14 protein-coding genes are annotated in these 21,270 nt (G+C 43.4%); 10 read left to right on the top strand and 4 right to left on the bottom strand.

What is annotated here, in order from left to right; genetic code table 11:
• Positions 1-43: 43 nt before the first annotated feature.
• The gene (locus F986_RS04020; RefSeq protein ID WP_004692411.1) at positions 44-1,261 is read right to left on the bottom strand and encodes an acetate/propionate family kinase; all 1,218 of its coding nucleotides are present in this window, start codon (positions 1,259-1,261) and stop codon (positions 44-46) included.
• 607 nt (positions 1,262-1,868) lie between these two features.
• Positions 1,869-3,134: a glutamate-5-semialdehyde dehydrogenase gene (locus F986_RS04015; protein ID WP_017397124.1), complete on the bottom strand. Its 1,266-nt coding sequence runs from the start codon at positions 3,132-3,134 to the stop codon at positions 1,869-1,871.
• 307 nt (positions 3,135-3,441) lie between these two features.
• On the opposite strand from F986_RS04015, the gene F986_RS04010 reads away from it, so the two are divergent.
• Positions 3,442-4,773, top strand: a complete 1,332-nt coding sequence (locus tag F986_RS04010; protein WP_026056378.1) for an alpha/beta fold hydrolase — start codon at positions 3,442-3,444, stop codon at positions 4,771-4,773.
• Between the two features lie 57 nt (positions 4,774-4,830).
• Here F986_RS04010 and F986_RS04005 read toward each other — a convergent pair whose 3' ends face one another.
• The gene (locus tag F986_RS04005; RefSeq protein WP_004692405.1) at positions 4,831-5,706 is read right to left on the bottom strand and encodes a class I SAM-dependent methyltransferase; all 876 of its coding nucleotides are present in this window, start codon (positions 5,704-5,706) and stop codon (positions 4,831-4,833) included.
• Positions 5,707-5,864: 158 nt separating this feature from the next.
• Positions 5,865-6,881: a beta-N-acetylhexosaminidase gene (nagZ, locus tag F986_RS04000; RefSeq protein ID WP_004692404.1), complete on the bottom strand. Its 1,017-nt coding sequence runs from the start codon at positions 6,879-6,881 to the stop codon at positions 5,865-5,867.
• A gap of 241 nt (positions 6,882-7,122) precedes the next feature.
• Here nagZ and F986_RS03995 point away from each other — a divergent pair, with 241 nt between their 5' ends.
• From F986_RS03995 to F986_RS03950, 9 genes are all read left to right on the top strand, one after another.
• A complete protein-coding gene (locus F986_RS03995) occupies positions 7,123-9,318 on the top strand; it encodes a carboxy terminal-processing peptidase (protein ID WP_004692402.1) in 2,196 nt (731 codons plus the stop codon).
• Between the two features lie 106 nt (positions 9,319-9,424).
• Positions 9,425-10,662 (top strand): IS3 family transposase gene (locus F986_RS17765; protein WP_100222789.1). Its coding sequence is split into 2 segments (ribosomal slippage): positions 9,425-9,761 and positions 9,761-10,662, totalling 1,239 coding nucleotides; the frame shifts between segments, so codons are not numbered across the junction.
• 249 nt (positions 10,663-10,911) lie between these two features.
• Positions 10,912-12,990 (top strand): bifunctional diguanylate cyclase/phosphodiesterase, encoded by a 2,079-nt coding sequence (locus F986_RS03980; protein WP_004692400.1) that lies wholly within the window; start codon positions 10,912-10,914, stop codon positions 12,988-12,990.
• Between the two features lie 168 nt (positions 12,991-13,158).
• On the top strand, positions 13,159-14,748 hold the full coding sequence (locus F986_RS03975; RefSeq protein ID WP_004692398.1) for a peptide chain release factor 3: 1,590 nt from the start codon (positions 13,159-13,161) through the stop codon (positions 14,746-14,748).
• A 78-nt stretch (positions 14,749-14,826) separates the two neighbouring features.
• Complete coding sequence (locus F986_RS03970) at positions 14,827-15,645, top strand: hypothetical protein (RefSeq protein WP_004692397.1); 819 nt, start codon at positions 14,827-14,829, stop codon at positions 15,643-15,645.
• 47 nt (positions 15,646-15,692) lie between these two features.
• Entirely contained in the window at positions 15,693-16,643 is a 951-nt protein-coding gene (locus F986_RS03965; protein WP_004692395.1) for an RsiV family protein, read from the top strand.
• 12 nt (positions 16,644-16,655) lie between these two features.
• A complete protein-coding gene (locus tag F986_RS03960) occupies positions 16,656-17,471 on the top strand; it encodes a TatD family hydrolase (protein ID WP_026056391.1) in 816 nt (271 codons plus the stop codon).
• Between the two features lie 125 nt (positions 17,472-17,596).
• Entirely contained in the window at positions 17,597-20,350 is a 2,754-nt protein-coding gene (gene acnA, locus F986_RS03955; protein ID WP_004692391.1) for an aconitate hydratase AcnA, read from the top strand.
• Between the two features lie 129 nt (positions 20,351-20,479).
• The gene (locus F986_RS03950; protein ID WP_004692390.1) at positions 20,480-21,247 is read left to right on the top strand and encodes a tRNA threonylcarbamoyladenosine dehydratase; all 768 of its coding nucleotides are present in this window, start codon (positions 20,480-20,482) and stop codon (positions 21,245-21,247) included.
• The last annotated feature ends 23 nt before the right edge of the window (positions 21,248-21,270 follow it).

Here is a 21,270-nt window from a genome sequence, read left to right as displayed (position 1 = left end):
CATACAAGAATTTAAAACAGACTTGAGTGAATGTAACGACCGCTTAAGCGATCACTACATTGTCTTCAGACTTTTTTGCAGCAGTTTGAATCACCTCATCGGCCACGGATGCAGTTTCTTTGGCAATACGGCCTTCTTCATCGGTCGGCACAACCCAAATTTGTGGGCCTGTACCTGCATCAATACGACCTTCGGTACCACGTTTTAAACTGTCATTGGCTTCTTTATTCAAGTTAAAACCAAAGTGCGGTAGGAAAGCGACTGTTTTTTCACGAATATATGCCGAGTTCTCACCAATACCACCCGTGAAGAATAAGCCATCAAGACGTGGTAGACCACAGCTTAGTGCGGCCAATGATTTTGCGAGGCGATAGCAGAACACTTCAATGGCTAAAGTTGCATCTTCATTGCCTTGTTCTGAGGCTTCAATCAAAGTACGCATGTCATTCGAAAGATCAGACAACCCGAGTAAGCCCGATTGGCTATTCAGCATTTTATCAATTTTATAAATATCCCAGCCTAGGTTGTTGGCAAGGAAACTATGTAAGCTTGGATCGACATCACCACTGCGTGTGCCCATCACAACACCTTCAAGTGGAGTTAAGCCCATTGAGGTATCGACACTCTGCCCATTCCAAATTGCACAAGTAGAGCTACCATTACCCAAGTGTGCGGTTAACCAGCCTCCTTGTTTGAAGCTACCTGCCAGTTCTGAACCGCGTTCAGACACATAAGCATGGCTCGTACCGTGGAAGCCATAGCGACGGACATTATGCTCAGTGTATAAAAATTTTGGCACAGCATAGCGATAAGCATGTGCAGGCATGGTTTGGTGGAATGCTGTATCAAATACAGCCACTTGCGGTAGCTCTGGGAATAAACGCATCGTGGCGTCAATCCCAACCAAGTGTGCAGGGTTGTGTAATGGTGCTAGTGGTGTTGCTGCACGAATGCGTTCGACAATTTCTTCTGTTAAAAGCTCAGCTTTGGTCAATGTGCCGCCGTGTACCACGCGGTGACCAATGGCTTGGGGGTTATAATGCGAAAGGCGTTCTAAGATGGTTTCCAATGCTTTTTCATGATCGGCATGTGGAATAGACAATTCAAGGGGTTGACCACCCGCTGTAATGCCTTTGATACGAGCGTCAGCAGAACCTAAGTTCTCAGCTAAACCGAAAATACGATCTTCACGACGTTCAGAAACGAGCGCATATTTGATTGATGAAGATCCGCAGTTAATTACTAATACTGATGTAGACACGTTTTAATACCCGATTCTAATTGAATTATCCGTCCTAGAACTGATCTTCATGCAGTACGTTCTTATGCAATCTTGATCATTTTTTATGTTGTATCATGTGTATATTTTTAGTCCTAGATAGACTTTAGGTGATTAGACTTAAGCACTATCGACCGTCTGATGAATAATAATTAAAATTTATCGGTTCATGATTTTCATTTATTCATGAAATGATGCTGAATTATTCATCAGCTTCAACCCTTTAAAAATAACACGCTATCTGCTGAAAAGAGCTGAATATATTGTGGCTTTCCTGTTTATTTTTGATATTTCATTTTAGATCCACACATAATCACATGCGCAATCAACGCGACCATCAAAAAAGCATGATTTCCTCTAAATTTTAAGCATTCGCATTGAAATGGTACTGATTGGGTTGGCAAACGCCTTTATGTGAAAAGAGGGATATCAAGTCAAAACAACAGCCGATAGTGGATCAGAAAAATACGCGTGCATCTTATGATGATCATGCTTTTGTTTTGAGTGCTTGCAGAGGTTGTTCAGATATAAAAAATGCTCAGCCCTCTTAAGAGGGCTGAGCATCATGCTTTAAAATGAGTTGGACGCGCTATTGGCGAATTTGACCATCGCCAAACACAATCCATTTTTGTGAAGTCAGGCCTTCTAAGCCGACTGGGCCACGGGCATGGATTTTATCCGTTGAGATGCCAATTTCTGCACCTAAGCCATATTCAAAACCATCGGCAAAACGGGTCGAGGCATTGATCATGACAGAACTCGAATCAACAGCAGCCAAGAACTCACGAGCTAGAGAGTAGTTTTCTGTAATGATCGAATCGGTATGGTGTGAGCCATATTTGTTGATATGCTCAATCGCTTCTTCCATACCAGACACTACCTTCACCGCTAAAATTGGACCGAGGTATTCGGTGTACCAATCTTCTTCTGTCGCCGTTTTGACTGTCGCACCTAAAATGCGCTGAGTTTCAGCACAGCCGCGTAACTCCACTTGTTTTTCAGTGTAGAGCTCAGCGACACGCGGTAAAAACTCATCAGCGACTTTTTCATCGACCAGCAAAGTTTCCATTGCATTACATACGCCGTAACGGTGAGTTTTTGCATTGAGCGCAATCGGTAGGGCTTTTTGTAGGTCAGCTTGTGCTTCAACATAAACGTGACAGTTCCCATCCAAGTGTTTAATTACAGGGACACGCGCTTCATTGCTGATACGTTCAATCAGGCCTTTGCCTCCACGTGGAACAATCACATCGACAAATTCAGTGAGTGTAATCAGTTGCCCCACGGCTGCGCGGTCTGCGGTGTTAATGACTTGAACCGCATGTTCAGGTAAACCCGCCAGTTTTAAACCGCGTTGGATGGCTTCAGCAATGGCTTTATTGGACTCGAGTGCTTCAGAACCACCACGTAAAATAATAGCATTACCCGATTTAAGGGCTAAAGACGCGGCTTCTAAGGTCACATTTGGGCGAGACTCGTAAATCATGCCAACCACGCCTAAAGGAACGCGCATCTTACCAAGCTGGATTCCTGACGGACGATAGGCCATATCGGTGATTTCACCAACAGGATCTTTGAGGCCAATCACATCTTTTAAGCCTTGCAACATGCCTTTAAAGCGTGCGGGAGACAGTTCTAAGCGATCAAGTAAAGCACTGTCTAAGTTGTTGCTGTTCGCTTTGTTCATATCTGCTTGGTTCGCCGCTAAAATAGTGGGCTCACTGTTGACTAACGCAGTATAAATAGCTGACAACGCATTGTTTTTAGTTTCGGTAGAGGCACGCGCCAAAATACGAGAAGCTTGACGTGCTTGCTGTCCTACCGTTTGCATATATTGTTCAATCGACTCTTGCATAGCGGTTTGATCACTTAGAAATTTCACAGAAGATAGTAACAGCCTAACACTCGACCGCATAGTCTCTACATGAAAAATCCAGTGTAGAGGCGGACTTATACATATTTTGAAATTGTTTTTTTATCTAAAACATGATGAGCGGTTGCACAATCTGTTGCGTGTAAAACAGTGCTCTGTATAGAATGAATTTTAGGACATGAAGTCCTTGCATAATTATTACAACACTGAACACCCTGTTGTCGTTGACAGGCGTGATCGTGCATTTCTTGCAAAACAAAAAGTACAGGCAAGAGTAGAGGGAAGGAACATGAATTCTATGATTCAAAGGGATGCCGAGTTGGATGACGCGAATTTACGCTTAGGTTTTTTTGATGTTTACCATCGTAACAGCTTTAAAGAACCTGCACGAACCACATGGATTGAGGGCTGGAAAGTCGAATACATGGCGATTGCTCGGCCGGAGTCATTCCATCGTACGCCTATCGTGATTATTGGCGGGGCATTTCAAAACTTTAACTCCTACAAATACTGCGTTGAGCAACTGCTCGATGCCGGTCCGATTATCCTGATTGATCTGCCTTCAATGGGCGCCAATCAACAAATTCGTAATATCGATACAGGCTTGTCTGCGGGCATCTTAGAACTGGGTGATCTCGCGAATATGCTCGGTGTTTGGTTCGATATTGAAGGATTAGACAAAGTTTCAGTGATGGGCATGTCACTGGGCTCAGTGGTGGCGTCTTGTCTGGCCGATCAACGACCAGAGCTCATCGACCGTATGATTTTAATGGGTGTGATGCAAAAGACCCGTAAAAGCTGGCGGATGTTGCTGGAGGAATCGTTACATTTAATGCGTGAACAACGCATGGATGAGTTTGGTCAGGCCGTGATTTTGTATTTGGTCAATCATGCCAAAATGGATAAAACCAAAATGTCACCGACAGCCAAGCGTTTGTTCTTCAGACAGATGGCGGAGTTTACCGCAACAGAACAAGAGCGCTATGAAATCAACTGTAATCGTTTGCTTCGGCTCACCGATGTGCCGATTCCACAGTGCAAAGTCTTGGTAGCCTGTGGCCAATATGACAGTTTTACCTTGCCACATGAGAATGCCAACTTTGCTTTGCAATGTCCTGACATGGAATATGCGCAAATTGCCAATGCAGACCATGTGCCACAGCTACAACGCCGTAAAGAAACCATGCACTTGTTTGCGACGTTTTTGAAGGATGAATCCATTCAGCACTTAGAAGGGATTATTCCCTTTAGTCGAGCACAAATGTTGGAAATGGAGCGCCGCGGTGAAGAGCGGGTTCAGATTCAACAACCTGAAACCTTTTTAAGCTATCGTCATTCGGATTTGGTGATTGCGACAGAAGTGGTGGATTTGAACTACTTTGGGGTACTTTTACGCTTTGAGTCAAAGTTGGCTGCTGTGGCGGCTAAATATCCGCGTGATTTAGCTTTACACTTGAGCGATGAAGAAGGCGCGTTTCAGATTGAATGTTTAATTTTTGCGGAAGATGGACTGTACATTCGTGCCTTATTTAAACATGGTAGTTTTGAACTCGCGGAGCGACTGCTTCGCTTTGTGGGGCGTCAGAAACAAGAACAGAGGTTGCTCGAAGCCGTGAGTTAATTGAAATTTAAAAATAAAAAAACAGCGTGTCATCGCTGTTTTTTATGGGGACTAAGGTTATTGCTCGGGTTGATTGGGCTTTTGCCATTGGCTATACACCAACCAGACCAAGTCACCTAAGTGATCCTGCTGGTCTAAGTTTGAGGTATCGGACTGAGTGCTATTGAAAGCTAAAGTGGGTTGGTGAACGGTAACAGTGTGGAAGCCTACTTGTTTGAAAAACTGAGCCGCTTCAGGCGGACTGACAAAGTGAAAGCCAAAGGCGCTACGGGACATCCATTTTAAAAGCTTGCTACTGCTCCAGATAAAGTTAGCCAGCTTATTTTTCACAGGTTCAGGGTAGAGGTCAGTCAGATAATATAACTGATCAAACTGCTGTCCGTATTGGACAATGCCTTGTAACAGTTGAGCGAGCATGTCTTTGCTAAAGTAGTTGATCAGACCTTCACTCACCACCACCAAAGGGCGGGTTGGGTCAAACACCTCAAAGGCACGGGCAAAATCCGCACTAAATAAGTCGGCAGACAGAACCGCTGGACTGGTCTGATCGATCTGTTTTAAGGCCTGAGTTTTCATTTGTGCCATGTCTGGTAAGTCGAGTTCACGATAGTCAATCTCAGGATACTGTTGGCGAAAGCTCCAGCCACGTGGCGACAAGCCACTGGCAATTTCTAAAACTTGTAAGTTTGGGTACTGTTGGATCAGCGCGCTGAGGTGGTCATCAATCATTTGATGACGCTGTTTTAAGGTCGTGCGCATACTGCCACCGACATGTTTCTCAGCCCAGCTTTCGAGTGGATGCACCAGTTTGGCCAGTAACTTCCCTTTGCGGGTGGCAAATACAGGATGTGAGATGCCCATGCTATACCAAATATAGCCTGTATAGTGTGCAGTAAAAGAGATGTGGCGATGAGCCGATAAAGCATCTGTCATGGTATCCGTACCTGATATTTTGTTGTTTTAGCGTTGTTGTTTAGGCAATGCAGAGCAAGCCTGTTGATTTATTTTGAGTTTATCATAATGAAAAAAGGACATCTTGTGATGTCCCTTTGTCCGAAATATCGCGGTTGAAATGGTCAAAGATGAAGTGCTTAACTTAATCTAAACAGTTCCACTTGGTCGCGTACTTTGGCCCAATCTTCACCTAAATGCAGTGTCGATTGAACGCTGATATTTGGAATCTGACCACGCATGCGTTCTAAGCGAGCTTGGTTTGGCAGCGCCAGTTGGTTGATCCCCTCCAAGGCTACACATGCGGATGCTCGGTCATTACACACCAGTCCCATGTCACAGCCTGCATGGAGTGCGGCTTGAATGCGGGAATCTGCACCACCTGCAACACATGCGGCCTGCATGCTTAAATCATCTGAGAATAAGACACCATCAAAGCCCAGTTGCTGACGTAGCACGGTTTGAATCCAATACGGCGAAAAACCTGCTGGGTTTGGATCGACTTGGTTATAAATCACATGTGCAGGCATGAGTGCATCCAACTGTGGCATCAGTTTGATAAAAGTCTGCATATCTTTGGCATAGATTTCATCATATGTGCGTGAGTCGATGGCTGCTGCGACATGTGAGTCTGCTTGGACTGAACCATGACCGGGGAAATGTTTGCCTGTCGATGCCATGCCTGCGGCTTTCATCCCTTTTAGGAATGCACTGGCCAGCGGTACGATGTCTTGAATATTTTTGGCAAAGCTACGGTCACCAATCACATCACTGATGTCATTGAGGTCGAGTACAGGGGCAAAGCTAAAGTCGATACCGACGGCAAGAACTTCTGTCGCCATCAACCAGCCAGATTGTTCTGCCAAGCTTAAAGCTTTTTCAGGTTCGCTTAAGAATAGCTCGCCAAACTTACCCATTGCTGGAAGTAGGCTAAAGCCCTGTTTTAAGCGTTGCACACGTCCGCCTTCTTGATCGACAGCAATCAAAATATCAGGACGAATTCGGCGCATGTGGTCGGTGAGGGCGCGAACTTGTGCAGGAGACTCAATATTTCGTCCAAATAAAATCATGCCACCGACTTGCGGTGCTTGTAATAGTGCAATATCTTCTTGAGTAAGTTCTGTGCCTGCGATGTCGAGCATCAATGCGCCAATCATATTGGGTGTCCGTATTTGATTTTTTGGTCAGTGACTGTTTTGGCTCTGAAATGAGAGCGAAACAGGTCGTCGAAAACAATACCCGAATTTTGCAATGATTTGCTACATTTTGTCAGCACAGATTATGATAAAACTACACGACATAAACAGATTAAGTTGTTTAAGATTTTGAATATTCTCAATTCATGTCGAAAAATGACATTGTAATTTTGGTCAAAAACCAAGGAACTAAGAATTATTTATGAAACTTCAAACCATTGCTTGTGCGGTTGCAATTGCAACGGGTGGATTCTTTTTCACCCATGCCATTAATGAAGCCATTGCAGCGACTGAAACTACCGCTGTAACCAAACAAGCTATTGTTCCGTCGCAGGAGCAGGCTTTGGTGTCTCGTCAACTGGCGACCTTGGTTGACCGTCAACATTATCTCAATCAACGTTTAGATGCGAAAACATCGGCGCGTATTCTCGATTTCTATCTGGACAGTTTAGATCCAGACCATTCGCTGTTTCTTGCCTCTGAAGTAGAGAGTTATAAGCGTAAATATGGCTCAAACTTAGGTGCGGCTTTAAAAGCAGGTGACTTAAGTGGACCGTATGCGATTCATGCACAGTATCGTGATCGTTTGACCCAGTTTTATACCTATATGCTGGATGAGCTGAAAAAGCCGCAGAATTTAAAACAAGCCAACGTTTATATCGAAACGGATCGTGAAAAGGCACCGTATTTTGCCAATGAAGCGGCGCAACGTCAGCATTGGAACAAAATGTTGGTTTCGCAGCTGATTAATTTGACCATCAGCAAAGAAGAAGAGTTGGCGAAGCAAAAAGCGCTTAAAGCCAACCCAGAATTGGCCAATGGACAAGATCTCACTAGCTCGGAAGATTTAACCCCGGTACAAACCTTAACCAAGCGTTATATGCGCCAGTTAGAACGTATTTCACGGGTGAAAAGTGATGATGTGTTAGACAAAACACTCAATGCGATGACGCTTACCTATGATCCGCACAGTAACTATTTCCCACCTGTCGATGCAATGGAATTGAACCGCCAGACGACTTTGCAACTTGAAGGGATTGGGGTGTCAATTCGACCTGAACGGGGCAATGAAGACTACACCAAAATCGAAACCATTGTGGAAGGTGGTCCTGCGAGCAAGTCTGGACAGGTGAAGTCGGGCGACCGCATCATTGGTGTGGCGCAAGATGGCGAAAAAATGGTGGATGTGATCGGTTGGCCGAGCAATGAAATTGTGGGCTTAATCCGTGGTAAACGTGGTACCAAAGTTACCATACGGTTACTCGGTTCAGGTGCGCCGATGAGCCAAGCACGTAATGTGACCATTACCCGTGACGTCATTCAAGAAGAAGATGCTGGGGTACGTTCACGTACCGTGAATGTAACGCGTGATGGACAACAATACACCTTTGGTGTGATTGAAATTCCGTCTTTCTATTTGAACTATCGTGCACGTCGTGCGGGCACAGAATATCGCTCTGTATCTGAAGATACCAACAATGCGCTGAAAACTTTAGCGGCCAAGAATGTCTCAGGGATTATTATCGACTTACGTAATAACCCAGGGGGTTCGCTTGAAGAAGTGGCTCGCATGCTTGGACAGGTGATTAAGTCAGGTCCTGTGGTGCAAATTCGAGATGGTAATGGCAATGTGAGCGTTTTCGAAGACGATGACAATGGTGCGCAAACCTATGCGGGTCCATTGGCAGTGATGGTGAATTTAGCATCTGCATCTGCAAGCGAAATTTATTCTGCTGCGATTCAAGACTATGAACGTGGCATTGTGATTGGTAGCACCACCACAGGTAAAGGAACCGCACAAGTTCAGCTCGACAACTTGGCGCATGGTCAAGCGACACTAACGCAACGTAAGTTTTACCGTGTAACGGGTGGCAGTACGCAGAACAAAGGCGTGATTCCAGACGTGAAGCTGGTAGATATTTACAATGAAGAGTTTGGTGAGCGTAAAGCGAAAAATGCGCTTGAATGGGATACGATTCCAACTGCGCCGTTTAAACGTGAAGGCAGTATCACACCGTATGTAAAACGTTTAGGTGAGCTGTCGCAAGCACGCGTTAAAGTCGACCCGCAGTTTAACTATCTTGAACAGCGTAAAGACATCTCGAAAAAGACCGAAGATCAAAAACGTGTGGTTTTAGATATTGATCAACGTAAAGCTGAATTGTTGGCACTGGAAAAACAGACTTTAGACTCGGAAAACAAGCGCCGTCAGATTGCAGGACAAAAGCCTTATGCAAACTGGGAAAGCTATCAAGCTTCTATGGAAGCTTTGGTTGAAGCACGCGCTAAAATGAAAGCGAATCAACGTCCTGCATTGCCTGAAGAGGAAGCATTTGTGACTGAATCTGCAAATGTCTTGTTAGATTATGCCAAGTTGCAAAAAGGCACTGCAAAATAGTTTAATCTCTGACGCAATGTATTAAAAAGCCAGTTTCGACTGGCTTTTTATTTAAATTGTGATGTCCCGTCCTGAAATAAGTTTACACCTTTAAGAGGCTTATTTTATGGAACATGAACGAGAACAAAGAGTTAAACGTACACAAGGTGATTATAGCTTTGCCTTTAAAATGATGGTTGTACATGAAGTAGAAAAAGGGCAAATTACTTATAAACAAGCTCAGGCAAAATATGGTATTCAAGGAAGATCAACTGTGCTGGTATGGTTACGCAAGCACGGACAACAGGACTGGACTTCGAATATGCCGCCTTCTTCTAAACGCCAATTAACACCCCAACAACGAATCCGCCAATTAGAAAAGCAGTTAGCCGCAGAAAAGCTTAAAACTGAATTTATTCAGGATGTGATTTATCACATTGATAAAGAATGTGGGACTGATCTTGGAAAAAAGTATACCGAGCACGTTTCAAAGATTGGCAAAGCCAAAGAGGACTAAGCGTTTCACGTTATTGTCAGTGGTTGGGAATCACCCGACAAGCTTATTATCAAGCAGAAAAACGTGCTCAAATGACTGCACAAGCAACTGAACAAATACTTGAGTTGGTTATGGAATATCGTTGTCTCATGCCAAGTATCGGAACACGTAAGTTGTATTGGCTTATTAAAGGCAAATTGTTGCAGCGTGGTTTAAAGTGTGGACGGGATCAGTTATTTAAAATATTGAAAGAGCATAATTTATTGATTCGCCCCAAGCGTCGCTATACAAAAACTACGGATAGCAAGCATTGGATGAAGAAGCATCCAAATTTATTAAAGGATTATTCAGCAGTGCAAGCCAACGAAGTCTTTGTTAGTGATATTACTTATGTTGAGAGTGCTGAAGGCGTACATTATTTATCATTGGTGACAGATGCTTATACCCGTCAGATTAAAGGTTATAAGTTATCGAATGATATGCGTGCGGAGAATGTTATGCAGGCTCTACATATGGCGATGCAGCATGTGACGGATCGAGCGACTAGGATGATTCATCATTCAGACAGAGGCTCTCAGTATTGCTCTGAGCTATATCAATCGGCATTGCACCATTATGGGATATGTCCTTCCATGACAGATGGATACCTTGCGAAACAGTGTTTCTCATATCAAAATGCATTAGCAGAGCGGATTAATGGAATATTAAAGCAGGAGTTTTTAACTACACGATGTCAAACCATGAAGGAGTTAGATCACTTAATTACGGAATCTATCATGATTTATAATTACTATAGACCACATTTAAGTTTAAATATGAACACCCCGAATCAGATGTATGAGCAAACTAAAACCGAGCTAATTGCTTAACTCGGTTTGAAGTGGAATACTGTCAATCTATTTCAGGACAAGACATGATTCAAAACACAAATGTGGGATTGGCAGGCTGCCAAAGCAATCTGCTAGGTAAAATAAATCTATAAATTCTAATGATATCTCTGTGATTTTTTCTTGACCTGAACCTGTTTGTATAAGATTCTTAATCGGGTAGTAATGCTTTTCGCCTTTGATAAAAAGGATATAAATGAAGAAAAAGAGAAATTAATACGGACATTTTATATGATGCATGTGCATTACGATTTTAGTTTGGTATTAGGTTCAATTGTTGTGGCATTGTTGGCGTGTTTTTTTGCAGTGTCGACCGAACGCTTATTATTTCGTACTTGGCGTAAAAAATTTCAAACAGTGCTCATTTTACTCAGTAGTTTTTTCTTAGGCTGTGCCATTTGGGCCATGCATTTTGTGGGTATGTTGGCTTGTGATTTGCCGACGCATAGTTATTTTGACCCTGCACTGACAATTCTTTCTTTTTTTATTGCTTTTATTGCATCTGTTTTTTCAATTTGGTTGACCACGCGTCAGACCTTACCTTTTTTAAGATTGGTTTTGGGGTCGGTATTGATGGGGCTTGGTATTTCGGGCATGCATTATACTGGCATGATGGGGCTGATTATTGAGGGCTATCAGAGTGTTTACGATCCTTTATTAACAGTTTTTTCTATTTTACTTGCCATTAGTGGCTCGGGTTTAACCTTTTGGCTGATCTTTAAATATAAAAGTGCGGTCAGCAAGAAACTGTTGTACCAATGGTATGTTGCAGGGATGATGGCCTTGACCATCGTGAGTATGCATTATACCGGTATGCTAGCAGTCTCGTTCTATCCAACCCATAGTGACAAGCTGGTGATGCCCCTTGAAGCAGGTCAAAGCATTGTTTTATTTGTTGTTATCTTTATTACCTGTTTGATTTTGGTGGCGGCATTTGTTGTTGCGGTGTTGGAGCAGCGTTTAGAAGAGCGTAATATTCAACTCTCTCTGGCCAATAAAGAGTTGGCAAATCAGGCGGTACAGGACAATTTAACCAAGCTCCCCAATCGATTGTATTTGGCAGAATACGCCCATTTTCTGTTTACAGATCACCGCTTCCGCAATGAAAGCATTGCTTTTCTATATATCGATTTAGATCGCTTTAAAGCTGTGAATGATGTCTTTGGGCACCATGTTGGGGATCAATTATTGGTTCAACTGACCACACGAATTCATCGCCACTTAAGTAAAAATGAAAAAATTCTCAGAATTGGTGGGGACGAGTTTCTAATGGTGCTGGAGCAGGCCACTCCAGAGCAAGCATGCCAAATGGCGGAGCACGTGCTGGAGTTGATTCAAGATAGCTTTTTGATTGCGGGTAAAGAAATCAATGTGTCTGCGAGTATTGGTATTGCGATGTATCCCGAACATGGTAGTAATTTGCAGGATTTACTGATTAATGCCGATGCAGCGATGCTGACCTCAAAATATCAGGGACGAAATACCTATTCTATTTTTAATTACAGTTTTGACCAACAAGAAGCGAAAAGCCAAACTAAGCTGATCAATGACTTATATAAAGCCGTAGAAGAACAACAGTTTGTTTTGTATTACCAGCCTAAATTTACCATCCAAGATCAACGGATATGTGGAGTCGAGGCATTGATTCGCTGGAAGCATCCGACTTTAGGTTTGCTGACCCCCAATATGTTTATTAAAGGTGCGGAAAAAACGGGGCTGATCATCCAAATGGGGTATTGGGCTTTGGAGCAAGCATGTAAACAACTGCAAATCTGGGAACGAGAGAAAATTGAACTGTATCCAATTGCTGTGAATTTATCGGCGGTGCAGTTTGAGCATAAGCATTTATTTAATAATCTTGAGCATCTTTTTGATAAATACAAAGTCAATCCAAATCATTTAATTATTGAAATCACTGAAAGTACGGCCATGCACCATATCGAAGCTAGCATTCGTACCTTACAGCGTTTACGTGAAATGGGGATTCGTTTGGCGATTGATGACTTTGGGACAGGACATTCTAGCTTTTTATATTTAAAAAACCTACCTGTAGATGAGTTGAAGATTGATCGCGGTTTTATTCATGAGCTGACTGTTGGCTCAAAAGATGAAATGATCTTAGAAAGTATTGTTCATCTGGCGATTCGCTTGGGTTTAGTCGTGACGGCAGAAGGTGTTGAAAGTCCTTTGCAAATGGAAATCTTGTCGCGGTTAGGCTGTCAGCAATTACAAGGCTATTTGTTGGGTATGCCTATGGATGTTAAGCGCTTAGAAGAGTTTGAGTACACATCGTCAACTTATTTCAATTAAGCCGTTGATTGAAACGCTTTGGCGTGAGGTGCTTTCTCGCTTCGCTCGATAAAAGACAATAGAAGCTCAAGCGGTATTCGGATACAATTAGCCCAATTTAGAATTTCTTTTATAGGACTTTGTGGTCGTATCGACCATGAGGGCTATGATCAATTGCAGATTTAATTTATGTTTAAAAATGAATTAGCCGCGCAAGTTGCGCAGCGTCGCACCTTTGCGATTATTTCCCACCCCGATGCTGGTAAGACCACCATGACAGAAAAATTGCTGTTGTGGGGACAGGCCATTCAGATTGCAGGTATGGTGAAAAGCCGTAAATCGGACCGTGCAGCCACTTCGGACTGGATGGAAATGGAAAAAGAACGTGGTATTTCGATCACCACCTCTGTCATGCAGTTTCCATTTAAAGACAAGATGATCAACCTGCTGGATACGCCGGGACACGAAGACTTCTCGGAAGATACGTATCGTACCTTAACGGCAGTCGATTCAGCTTTGATGGTAATTGACGGTGCAAAAGGTGTCGAAGATCGTACCGTGAAACTGATGGAAGTGTGTCGTATGCGTGACACACCGATCATTTCATTTGTGAACAAAATGGACCGTGAAATCCGTGAGCCTTTAGAGCTGTTGGATGAAATTGAAAACGTTCTCAAAATCAAATGTGTGCCGATCACCTGGCCGCTTGGTACAGGTCGTGACTTCGCTGGGGTGTTTAACCTGATCGAAGAAAAGTTTTATGTGTATAAAGCAGGTTTTGGTTCAACCATTACCGAAATCGAAGTCCGTGATGGTTATGACTATCCAGACTTACGTGAAAAAGTCGGGGAGTTGGCTTGGGCGGCATTTGAAGAGTCTCTAGAACTGGTGCAAATGGCCAATGAGCCTTTAGACCGCACAGAGTTCCTTGCGGGTCGTCAAACGCCTGTATTGTTTGGTACAGCATTAGGTAACTTTGGTGTAGACCATGTGTTAGATGCATTTAGCAACTATGCGCCTGAACCTAAAGCGCATCCAACAGAAAATCGTTTGGTTGAAGCGACTGAAGAGGGTTTTACTGGCTTTGTCTTTAAAATTCAAGCCAATATGGACCCGAAACACCGTGACCGTATTGCCTTTATGCGTATTTGTTCAGGCAAATATGAAAAAGGTTTGAAAATGAAGCATGTGCGTCTAGATAAAGATGTGCGTATTAGTGATGCTTTGACTTTCTTAGCTGGTGATCGTCAGCATCTAGAAGAAGCATGGCCGGGCGACATTATTGGTTTACATAACCACGGTACGATTCAAATCGGTGATACTTTTACCTCAGGTGAAAAACTACAATTTACGGGTATCCCGCACTTCGCCCCTGAAATGTTCCGCCGTGTACGTTTGAAAGATCCATTGAAATCGAAACAGTTACAAAAAGGCTTAAAAGAACTCTCAGAAGAAGGTGCAACACAGGTCTTCATGCCGCAAAATAGCAATGACTTGATTGTCGGTGCGGTAGGTGTACTTCAGTTTGAAGTGGTGGCATACCGTTTGAAAGAAGAGTACAAAGTCGACTGCGTCTACGAGCCTGTGAGCATTAACACTGTGCGCTGGGTGTCCTGTGATGATGACAAAAAATTTAATGAATTTAAGAAAAAAGCACATGACCAATTATCGGTAGATGGTGGTGGTCACTTGACCTACTTGGCACCGAGTCGTGTGAACTTACAACTGATGCAAGAGCGCTATCCAGACATCGTGTTCCGCAATACCCGCGAACACTAATCGGGATTTTAAAAAATAAAACAGCTTCTTCGTGAAGCTGTTTTATTATGCAAGATACTTTAATTTCATGGAAGACGCATGTTGCAGAAACAGGCTATTTATACAATATTGGTGAGTTTGACTGTCTTATTGACAGCATGTGACTCCTCTAAACAATCTGAAACAGACACAGATGCCAAAAGCTCGGTATTTAAAACAGAGCAGGCTGAAGTGTTACCGTATTTAAATATTCAGCAACAAGTGGCTGATATTGCACAGCCATTTTGTGAAACCAAGAATTGTATTGAATTAGATCTGCAAAGTTTAACAACGGCAGATCTGTGGTTAAACCAATGGATTGCCAAAAGTCAGGCCCGCGTGATTCAAGATCAAATTGGCTTAAAACAAGACATGAGCTTACAGCAAGCTATTAATGCCTATGTGAAAAAGTCGGATACATGGCAAGCCGAATTCAAGGGTAACAAGGCTTATAGCTTGGCGATGTATACGCGTATACCGTATCAGCGCAATCAGTTTGTGCTCATGCAAATTGGGGTTGATACCAATCAAGAGAATGTAAATGTTAAGGAACGTTATTATTTCTTTGTTGCGGATCGTAAAAATCAAAAAGCGGTGGCATTATTAGATTTAATTCACCCGAAACAGCAACTGGCGATGAATGTGTTGGTGCAAAAAGCGTATCAAGACTGGTTGAAGAAACAAGAACCCGAAGCGCGAAAATCTGCACCTGCGAAGTTGTACTGGGGGCAAGCAGATTGGTTCTTTGACCAAGAGGGCATCGGTTTACACTATCGGACTCATGAGATTGTAAAAGATGGGACTCAGCTTGATATTTATTTGACGAAAGCACAAACTCAACAGGTATTAAAAGCCGATGTCTATACCCAGTTGTTTTAGTGTACTGGCCAAAGCAAGAGCTGGCTTCAAAAGGTAATAGGTTATATATGTTAAAAAGCAAAACAATATTTACAATCAGCGTACTTGCAGCTGCCATCAGTTTGACGGCCTGCCAACCAAAAGATAAAGAGCCTCAAACTCCTGCAACGCAAACCACAGCGGCTTCAGAGGTAGACACCACTTTAAAACTGGTCGGTGACACAGAAAAATTACAATTCGAATTACCTGAATGTGATGGTAATGCTTGCCCAGAATTAAACATTGATCGTTTGCAAAGTAATCAAGCGTTTATTGATGATTTTATTGATCAACAAATTGTGAAAGATTTATCGCAGATTATTGATATTTCGCCTATGCATAGCAGTTCTGCTACCGAGGCATCAAGTGCTGTGGCGGCAAGTTCTGAACCTGCGGTAGTGGGCCAAGTCCTCACCCCTAAACTGAAACTAGAGAAACAAGTTCAACCTTATTTAGCTGCTTTTCTGGGTTTAGATCAAGAGTTGAAAGCCTTAAGTTCTAACCATCAAATTAGTTTGATGATTAAGCCGAAAATTCTAAATGCCAAAGATCCTTTGGCTACGGTGGTGTTGAACACCAGCAGCTACTTAGGCGGTGCACATGGTTCATCGTCGCAGCATTATTATAATTTTGACTTGAAGCAGCAAAAGCTGGTGAGTCTGGATGATCTATTGTTGCCGAATCAGAAGGCGGCGTTAAATAGAGTAGCGCATGAAGCCTTTCGTGCTTGGGTTGTAGACTCTAAGTTAGCGACCAATGTCGATGAATATGAGCAAGCGTGGAAGTTTAGCTTGAGTAACAATTATTACTTGGGCACTGAAGGTCTGATTTTACAATATGGCGAGTATGAAATTGGTCCTTATGTGGTGGGTTTACCACGCTTAACTATCGGCTATGATCAACTCCAGAAAATTTTAAAGCCTGAGTATTTGCCAAAAGCCAAACAGAGCGTACAGGCTGCTTCAGAAGCCAAGAGCTAATCAAGTATGAGCTTGCCTCTGTTCGACACCCATACTCATTTTGATGTTGCCGATTTTGATACTGATCGTCAACATTTGGCTGAGCAAGCAAAACGTGTTGGGGTAGAGGCACTGGTCCTTATTGGTTTTCTTGAATCGCGATTTGATGCGCTGATTCAGACCCATCAGCAATTAAAAAGCTGGAAGAATGTTCCATGCTCTTATCTTGCCCCTGGTTTACATCCGTTTTATATCGAACAGCATCAGACTGAACACTTACAGCATTTAGAGCAGGTTTTGCAGCAGCAGGACTGCGTAGCTGTGGGTGAAATTGGTTTAGATACTTTTTTAAAACAACACAAACAATCCGAACTTTTTGCCAAGCAGCAATCTTATTTTTCTGCACAACTGGAACTTGCTCAGCAATATCAAAAACCTGTGTTATTACATATTCGCAAAGCACATGCAGAAAGCATTGCCCTTTTAAAAGCCCAAAAATTTAAATTCGGTGGTATCGCTCATGCCTTTAGTGGCGGGGTGGAAGAAGCCAAGGCCTTGGTCAAACTCGGTTTTAAAATTGGGGTTACAGGGCAAATCACCAATCCAAACGCCAAAAAATTGCATCAAGTGGTGCAAGCACTTGGTAGTGAATATTTGGTGATTGAAACGGACTGTCCAGATATGACGCCGTTGTGTTGTCAAACATCGACCGAGCATCGCACCCGCAATACACCGGTGAATTTACCTTATGTTTTGGAGAGTCTCGCACAGACACTGGATCAGTCTGAGCGGTCGTTAGCAACTCAACTCTGGCAGAACTCATTGGCTGCATTGAATTTAAAATTTTAGAAGAATAAGCCAATAATCTCGATAAAATAAGATAACCAAAAGGGAACACACTCTTTCCTAAACAGGCTTACATTAAAGAAAGAACATCATAATAAATAAATTCGCCAATACTAGAGGGCAACCGAATGGCCAGATATAGCAAAATCAATAGTTTCAATGCATTACAAACATTCATGGTGGGTGAAAAATCCTATCAAATTTTTAACCTCCCTCAAGCCGCCCAAACATTGGGTAATATTGATCAATTACCCAAGTCTTTAAAGGTCTTACTCGAAAATTTACTCCGTTTTGAAGATCACAAAAGTGTAAAAGTAGAGCATATTCAAGCCCTAGTCGATTGGCAAAAAACCAGAAGCTCTGATCAGGAAATTCAATATCGGCCAGCACGCGTACTGATGCAGGATTTCACAGGGGTTCCCGCCGTGGTTGACTTGGCTGCCATGCGTGCCGCAATGGCACAAGCGGGTGGTGATCCGAATTTGATTAATCCCTTGTCCCCTGTCGATTTGGTGATCGACCATTCCGTAATGGTCGATCATTTTGCGGATAAAGATGCCTTTGCTGAAAATGTCGAAATTGAAATGCAACGCAATGGTGAGCGTTATCAATTCCTACGCTGGGGACAATCGGCCTTTAATAACTTTAGCGTTGTCCCGCCGGGTACTGGGATTTGCCACCAAGTCAATTTAGAGTATCTGGCTCAAGCGGTATGGCTAGGGGAGGATGAGGGACAAACTTTTGCGTTCCCTGATACCTTGGTGGGAACAGATTCACATACCACCATGATCAATGGCTTAGGCGTGCTCGGTTGGGGTGTTGGCGGGATTGAAGCTGAAGCGGCGATGCTCGGGCAGCCTGTATCCATGTTAATTCCTGAAGTCATCGGTTTCAAACTCACAGGGAAATTGAATGAAGGCATTACTGCAACAGATTTGGTTTTAACCATCACACAAATGCTACGCCAAAAAGGCGTGGTTGGTAAATTTGTCGAATTTTATGGCGATGGTTTGGCCGACTTGCCTTTGGCTGACCGCGCCACTATTGCCAATATGGCCCCTGAATATGGTGCAACCTGTGGTTTCTTCCCGATTGATGATGTGACCTTGGCTTATTTAGCGTTGACAGGTCGTGAGCAACAACGGATTGATTTGGTTGAAGCGTATAGTAAAGCGCAGGGCTTATGGCGAAATGCAGGTGATGAACCCGTTTTTACCGATACTTTGAGCTTGGACATGAGTACAGTGCAGGCCAGTTTGGCAGGCCCTAAACGTCCGCAAGATCGTGTCTTGCTGTCAGATGTACCTAAAACTTTTCATGATTTGATGGAACTAAATCTCAAGCCAGCCAAAGAAGCCAAAGAGCGTTTAGAAAATGAAGGCGGTGGCACAGCTGTTGAAGCTAAAAAAGCCAATCTGCCGCATGAGGAGTCATCTTGCACCATTGATGGAAAATCTTACCCATTGAACCATGGTGATGTGGTCATTTCAGCCATCACCTCATGTACCAATACCTCAAACCCAAGTGTCATGTTAGCCGCAGGGCTCCTCGCTAAAAAAGCCATTGAAAAAGGTCTACAGCGTAAACCGTGGGTGAAAAGTTCGCTTGCACCTGGTTCTAAAGTAGTGACCGATTATTTGGCTGCGGCTGGTTTAACACCGTATTTGGATGAGTTGGGTTATAACTTGGTCGGCTATGGCTGTACCACGTGTATCGGGAATTCTGGACCGCTGCCTGAACCGATTGAAGAAGCCATTCAGTGCCATGATCTCAATGTCGCTTCAGTGCTTTCAGGCAACCGTAACTTTGAAGGGCGTGTACATCCTCTGGTGAAAACCAACTGGTTGGCTTCGCCTCCTTTGGTGGTGGCTTATGGTTTGACAGGCAATATCCGTACCGATCTGACCACGCAACCGATCGGCCTCGGCAAAGATGGGCAAGCAGTCTACTTGAAGGATATTTGGCCGAGTCAGGCTGAAATTGATCATGCGCTACAGAGCGTAAATACCGCGATGTTCCATAAAGAATATGCCGCAGTATTTGATGGTGATGCAGCATGGCAGGCGATTCAGATTCCTCAAAGTCAGACCTATGCTTGGCAAGAGAATTCAACCTATATTCGTCATCCACCATTTTTTGAAGAGATAGGTCAGCCACCGAAACCGATTACCAATATTGAACAGGCACGTATTTTGGCTGTGCTTGGAGACTCGGTCACCACCGATCATATTTCCCCTGCGGGTAATATCAAGAAAGACAGCCCCGCAGGACGCTATTTGCAACAGCAAGGGGTTGAACCCAAAGACTTCAACTCTTATGGGTCTCGACGTGGGAACCATGAAGTGATGATGCGAGGCACTTTTGCCAATATCCGCATTAAGAATGAAATGCTCGGTGGTGAAGAAGGTGGAAACACGATCTATATTCCAACAGGAGAAACCTTGCCGATTTATGATGCTTCTATGCTTTATCAGCAGCAACATACGCCATTAATCATTATTGCTGGGAAAGAGTATGGCACAGGCTCATCACGTGACTGGGCTGCCAAAGGTACGAACTTATTGGGCGTTAAAGCGGTGATTGCCGAAAGTTTTGAACGAATTCACCGTTCGAATTTGGTTGGTATGGGTGTATTGCCATTGCAATTTGTCGATGGACAAACGCGCCAATCCTTAAATTTGACAGGTCGTGAAGTACTTTCGATTCATGGACTGTCGGATGATATCCAGCCGCATCAAACTTTGGATATTCAGGTGCTTCGAGAAGATGGCAGCCAAGACCAATTTACAGTGTTGTGCCGTATTGATACCTTGAATGAGGTGGAATACTTTAAAGCTGGCGGCATTTTGCATTATGTACTGCGTAATTTGATTGCAGCCTAATCCCAATGGAATAAAGCCCTGTCAGTAGTAGGGCTTTATTGTTTGTAGCTATGAAATCTTTCAGCCTACATTCAATCCAAGGTCGTATTCAGGTAAAATGAACACGATTTTACCGATATAGATGTACGCATGACTGATCTGCAACATGATGAATATGACCGCCGTTTTGCTGGTGTAGCCAAAATTTATGGAGACGAGGCCTTTTCATATTATGAAAAAAGTCATGTGATGGTGATCGGAATTGGTGGTGTAGGTTCGTGGGCAGTCGAGGCTTTAGCGCGTACAGGCGTTGGAGAATTAACACTGGTTGATATGGACTCGATTGCGGCTTCCAATATTAACCGTCAATTGCCAGCCATGAGCTCAACCTTGGGACATGAAAAAATTGAAGTGATGGCCGAGCGTTGTCGATCCATCAATCCACGGATCAAAATCAATTTGATCGATGACTATTTGACCCCAGAAAATGTCAAAGAAATTTTAGAACATCGACCAGATTTAATTTTAGATTGTATTGATGACGTCAAAGCTAAATTAGCACTGATGTTGCACTGTCGTTTTAATAAAATTCCATTGATTGTTTCAGGGGGAGCGGGTGGTAAGCTCGACCCATTGAAAATCCGAGTGGCTGATCTGTCTAAAACCGAACAAGATCCCATGTTGGCGAAGCTTCGAACCCAGTTGCGTGGCATGGGGATTTGTAAAAAACCAAAAGAAAAGTTTGGCATTAGCTGTGTCTATTCGATTGATAATCCATTTTCCAGTGCAGATGTATGTCCAAGTGCAGGCCTACGCTGTGGTGGCTATGGTTCTGCGGTGGTGGTGACTTCAAGCTTTGCGATGGTGGCAGTCGCGGAAGTGCTGAAAAAATTAGATGGAATCAAAGCGAAACAATAAGACTGTTTTAGGTTTAATTGGAC

The sequence above is a fragment of the Acinetobacter johnsonii CIP 64.6 genome, from assembly GCF_000368045.1.
GTDB lineage: Bacteria > Pseudomonadota > Gammaproteobacteria > Pseudomonadales > Moraxellaceae > Acinetobacter > Acinetobacter johnsonii.
This window is presented reverse-complemented; position numbering and strand designations above follow the sequence as displayed.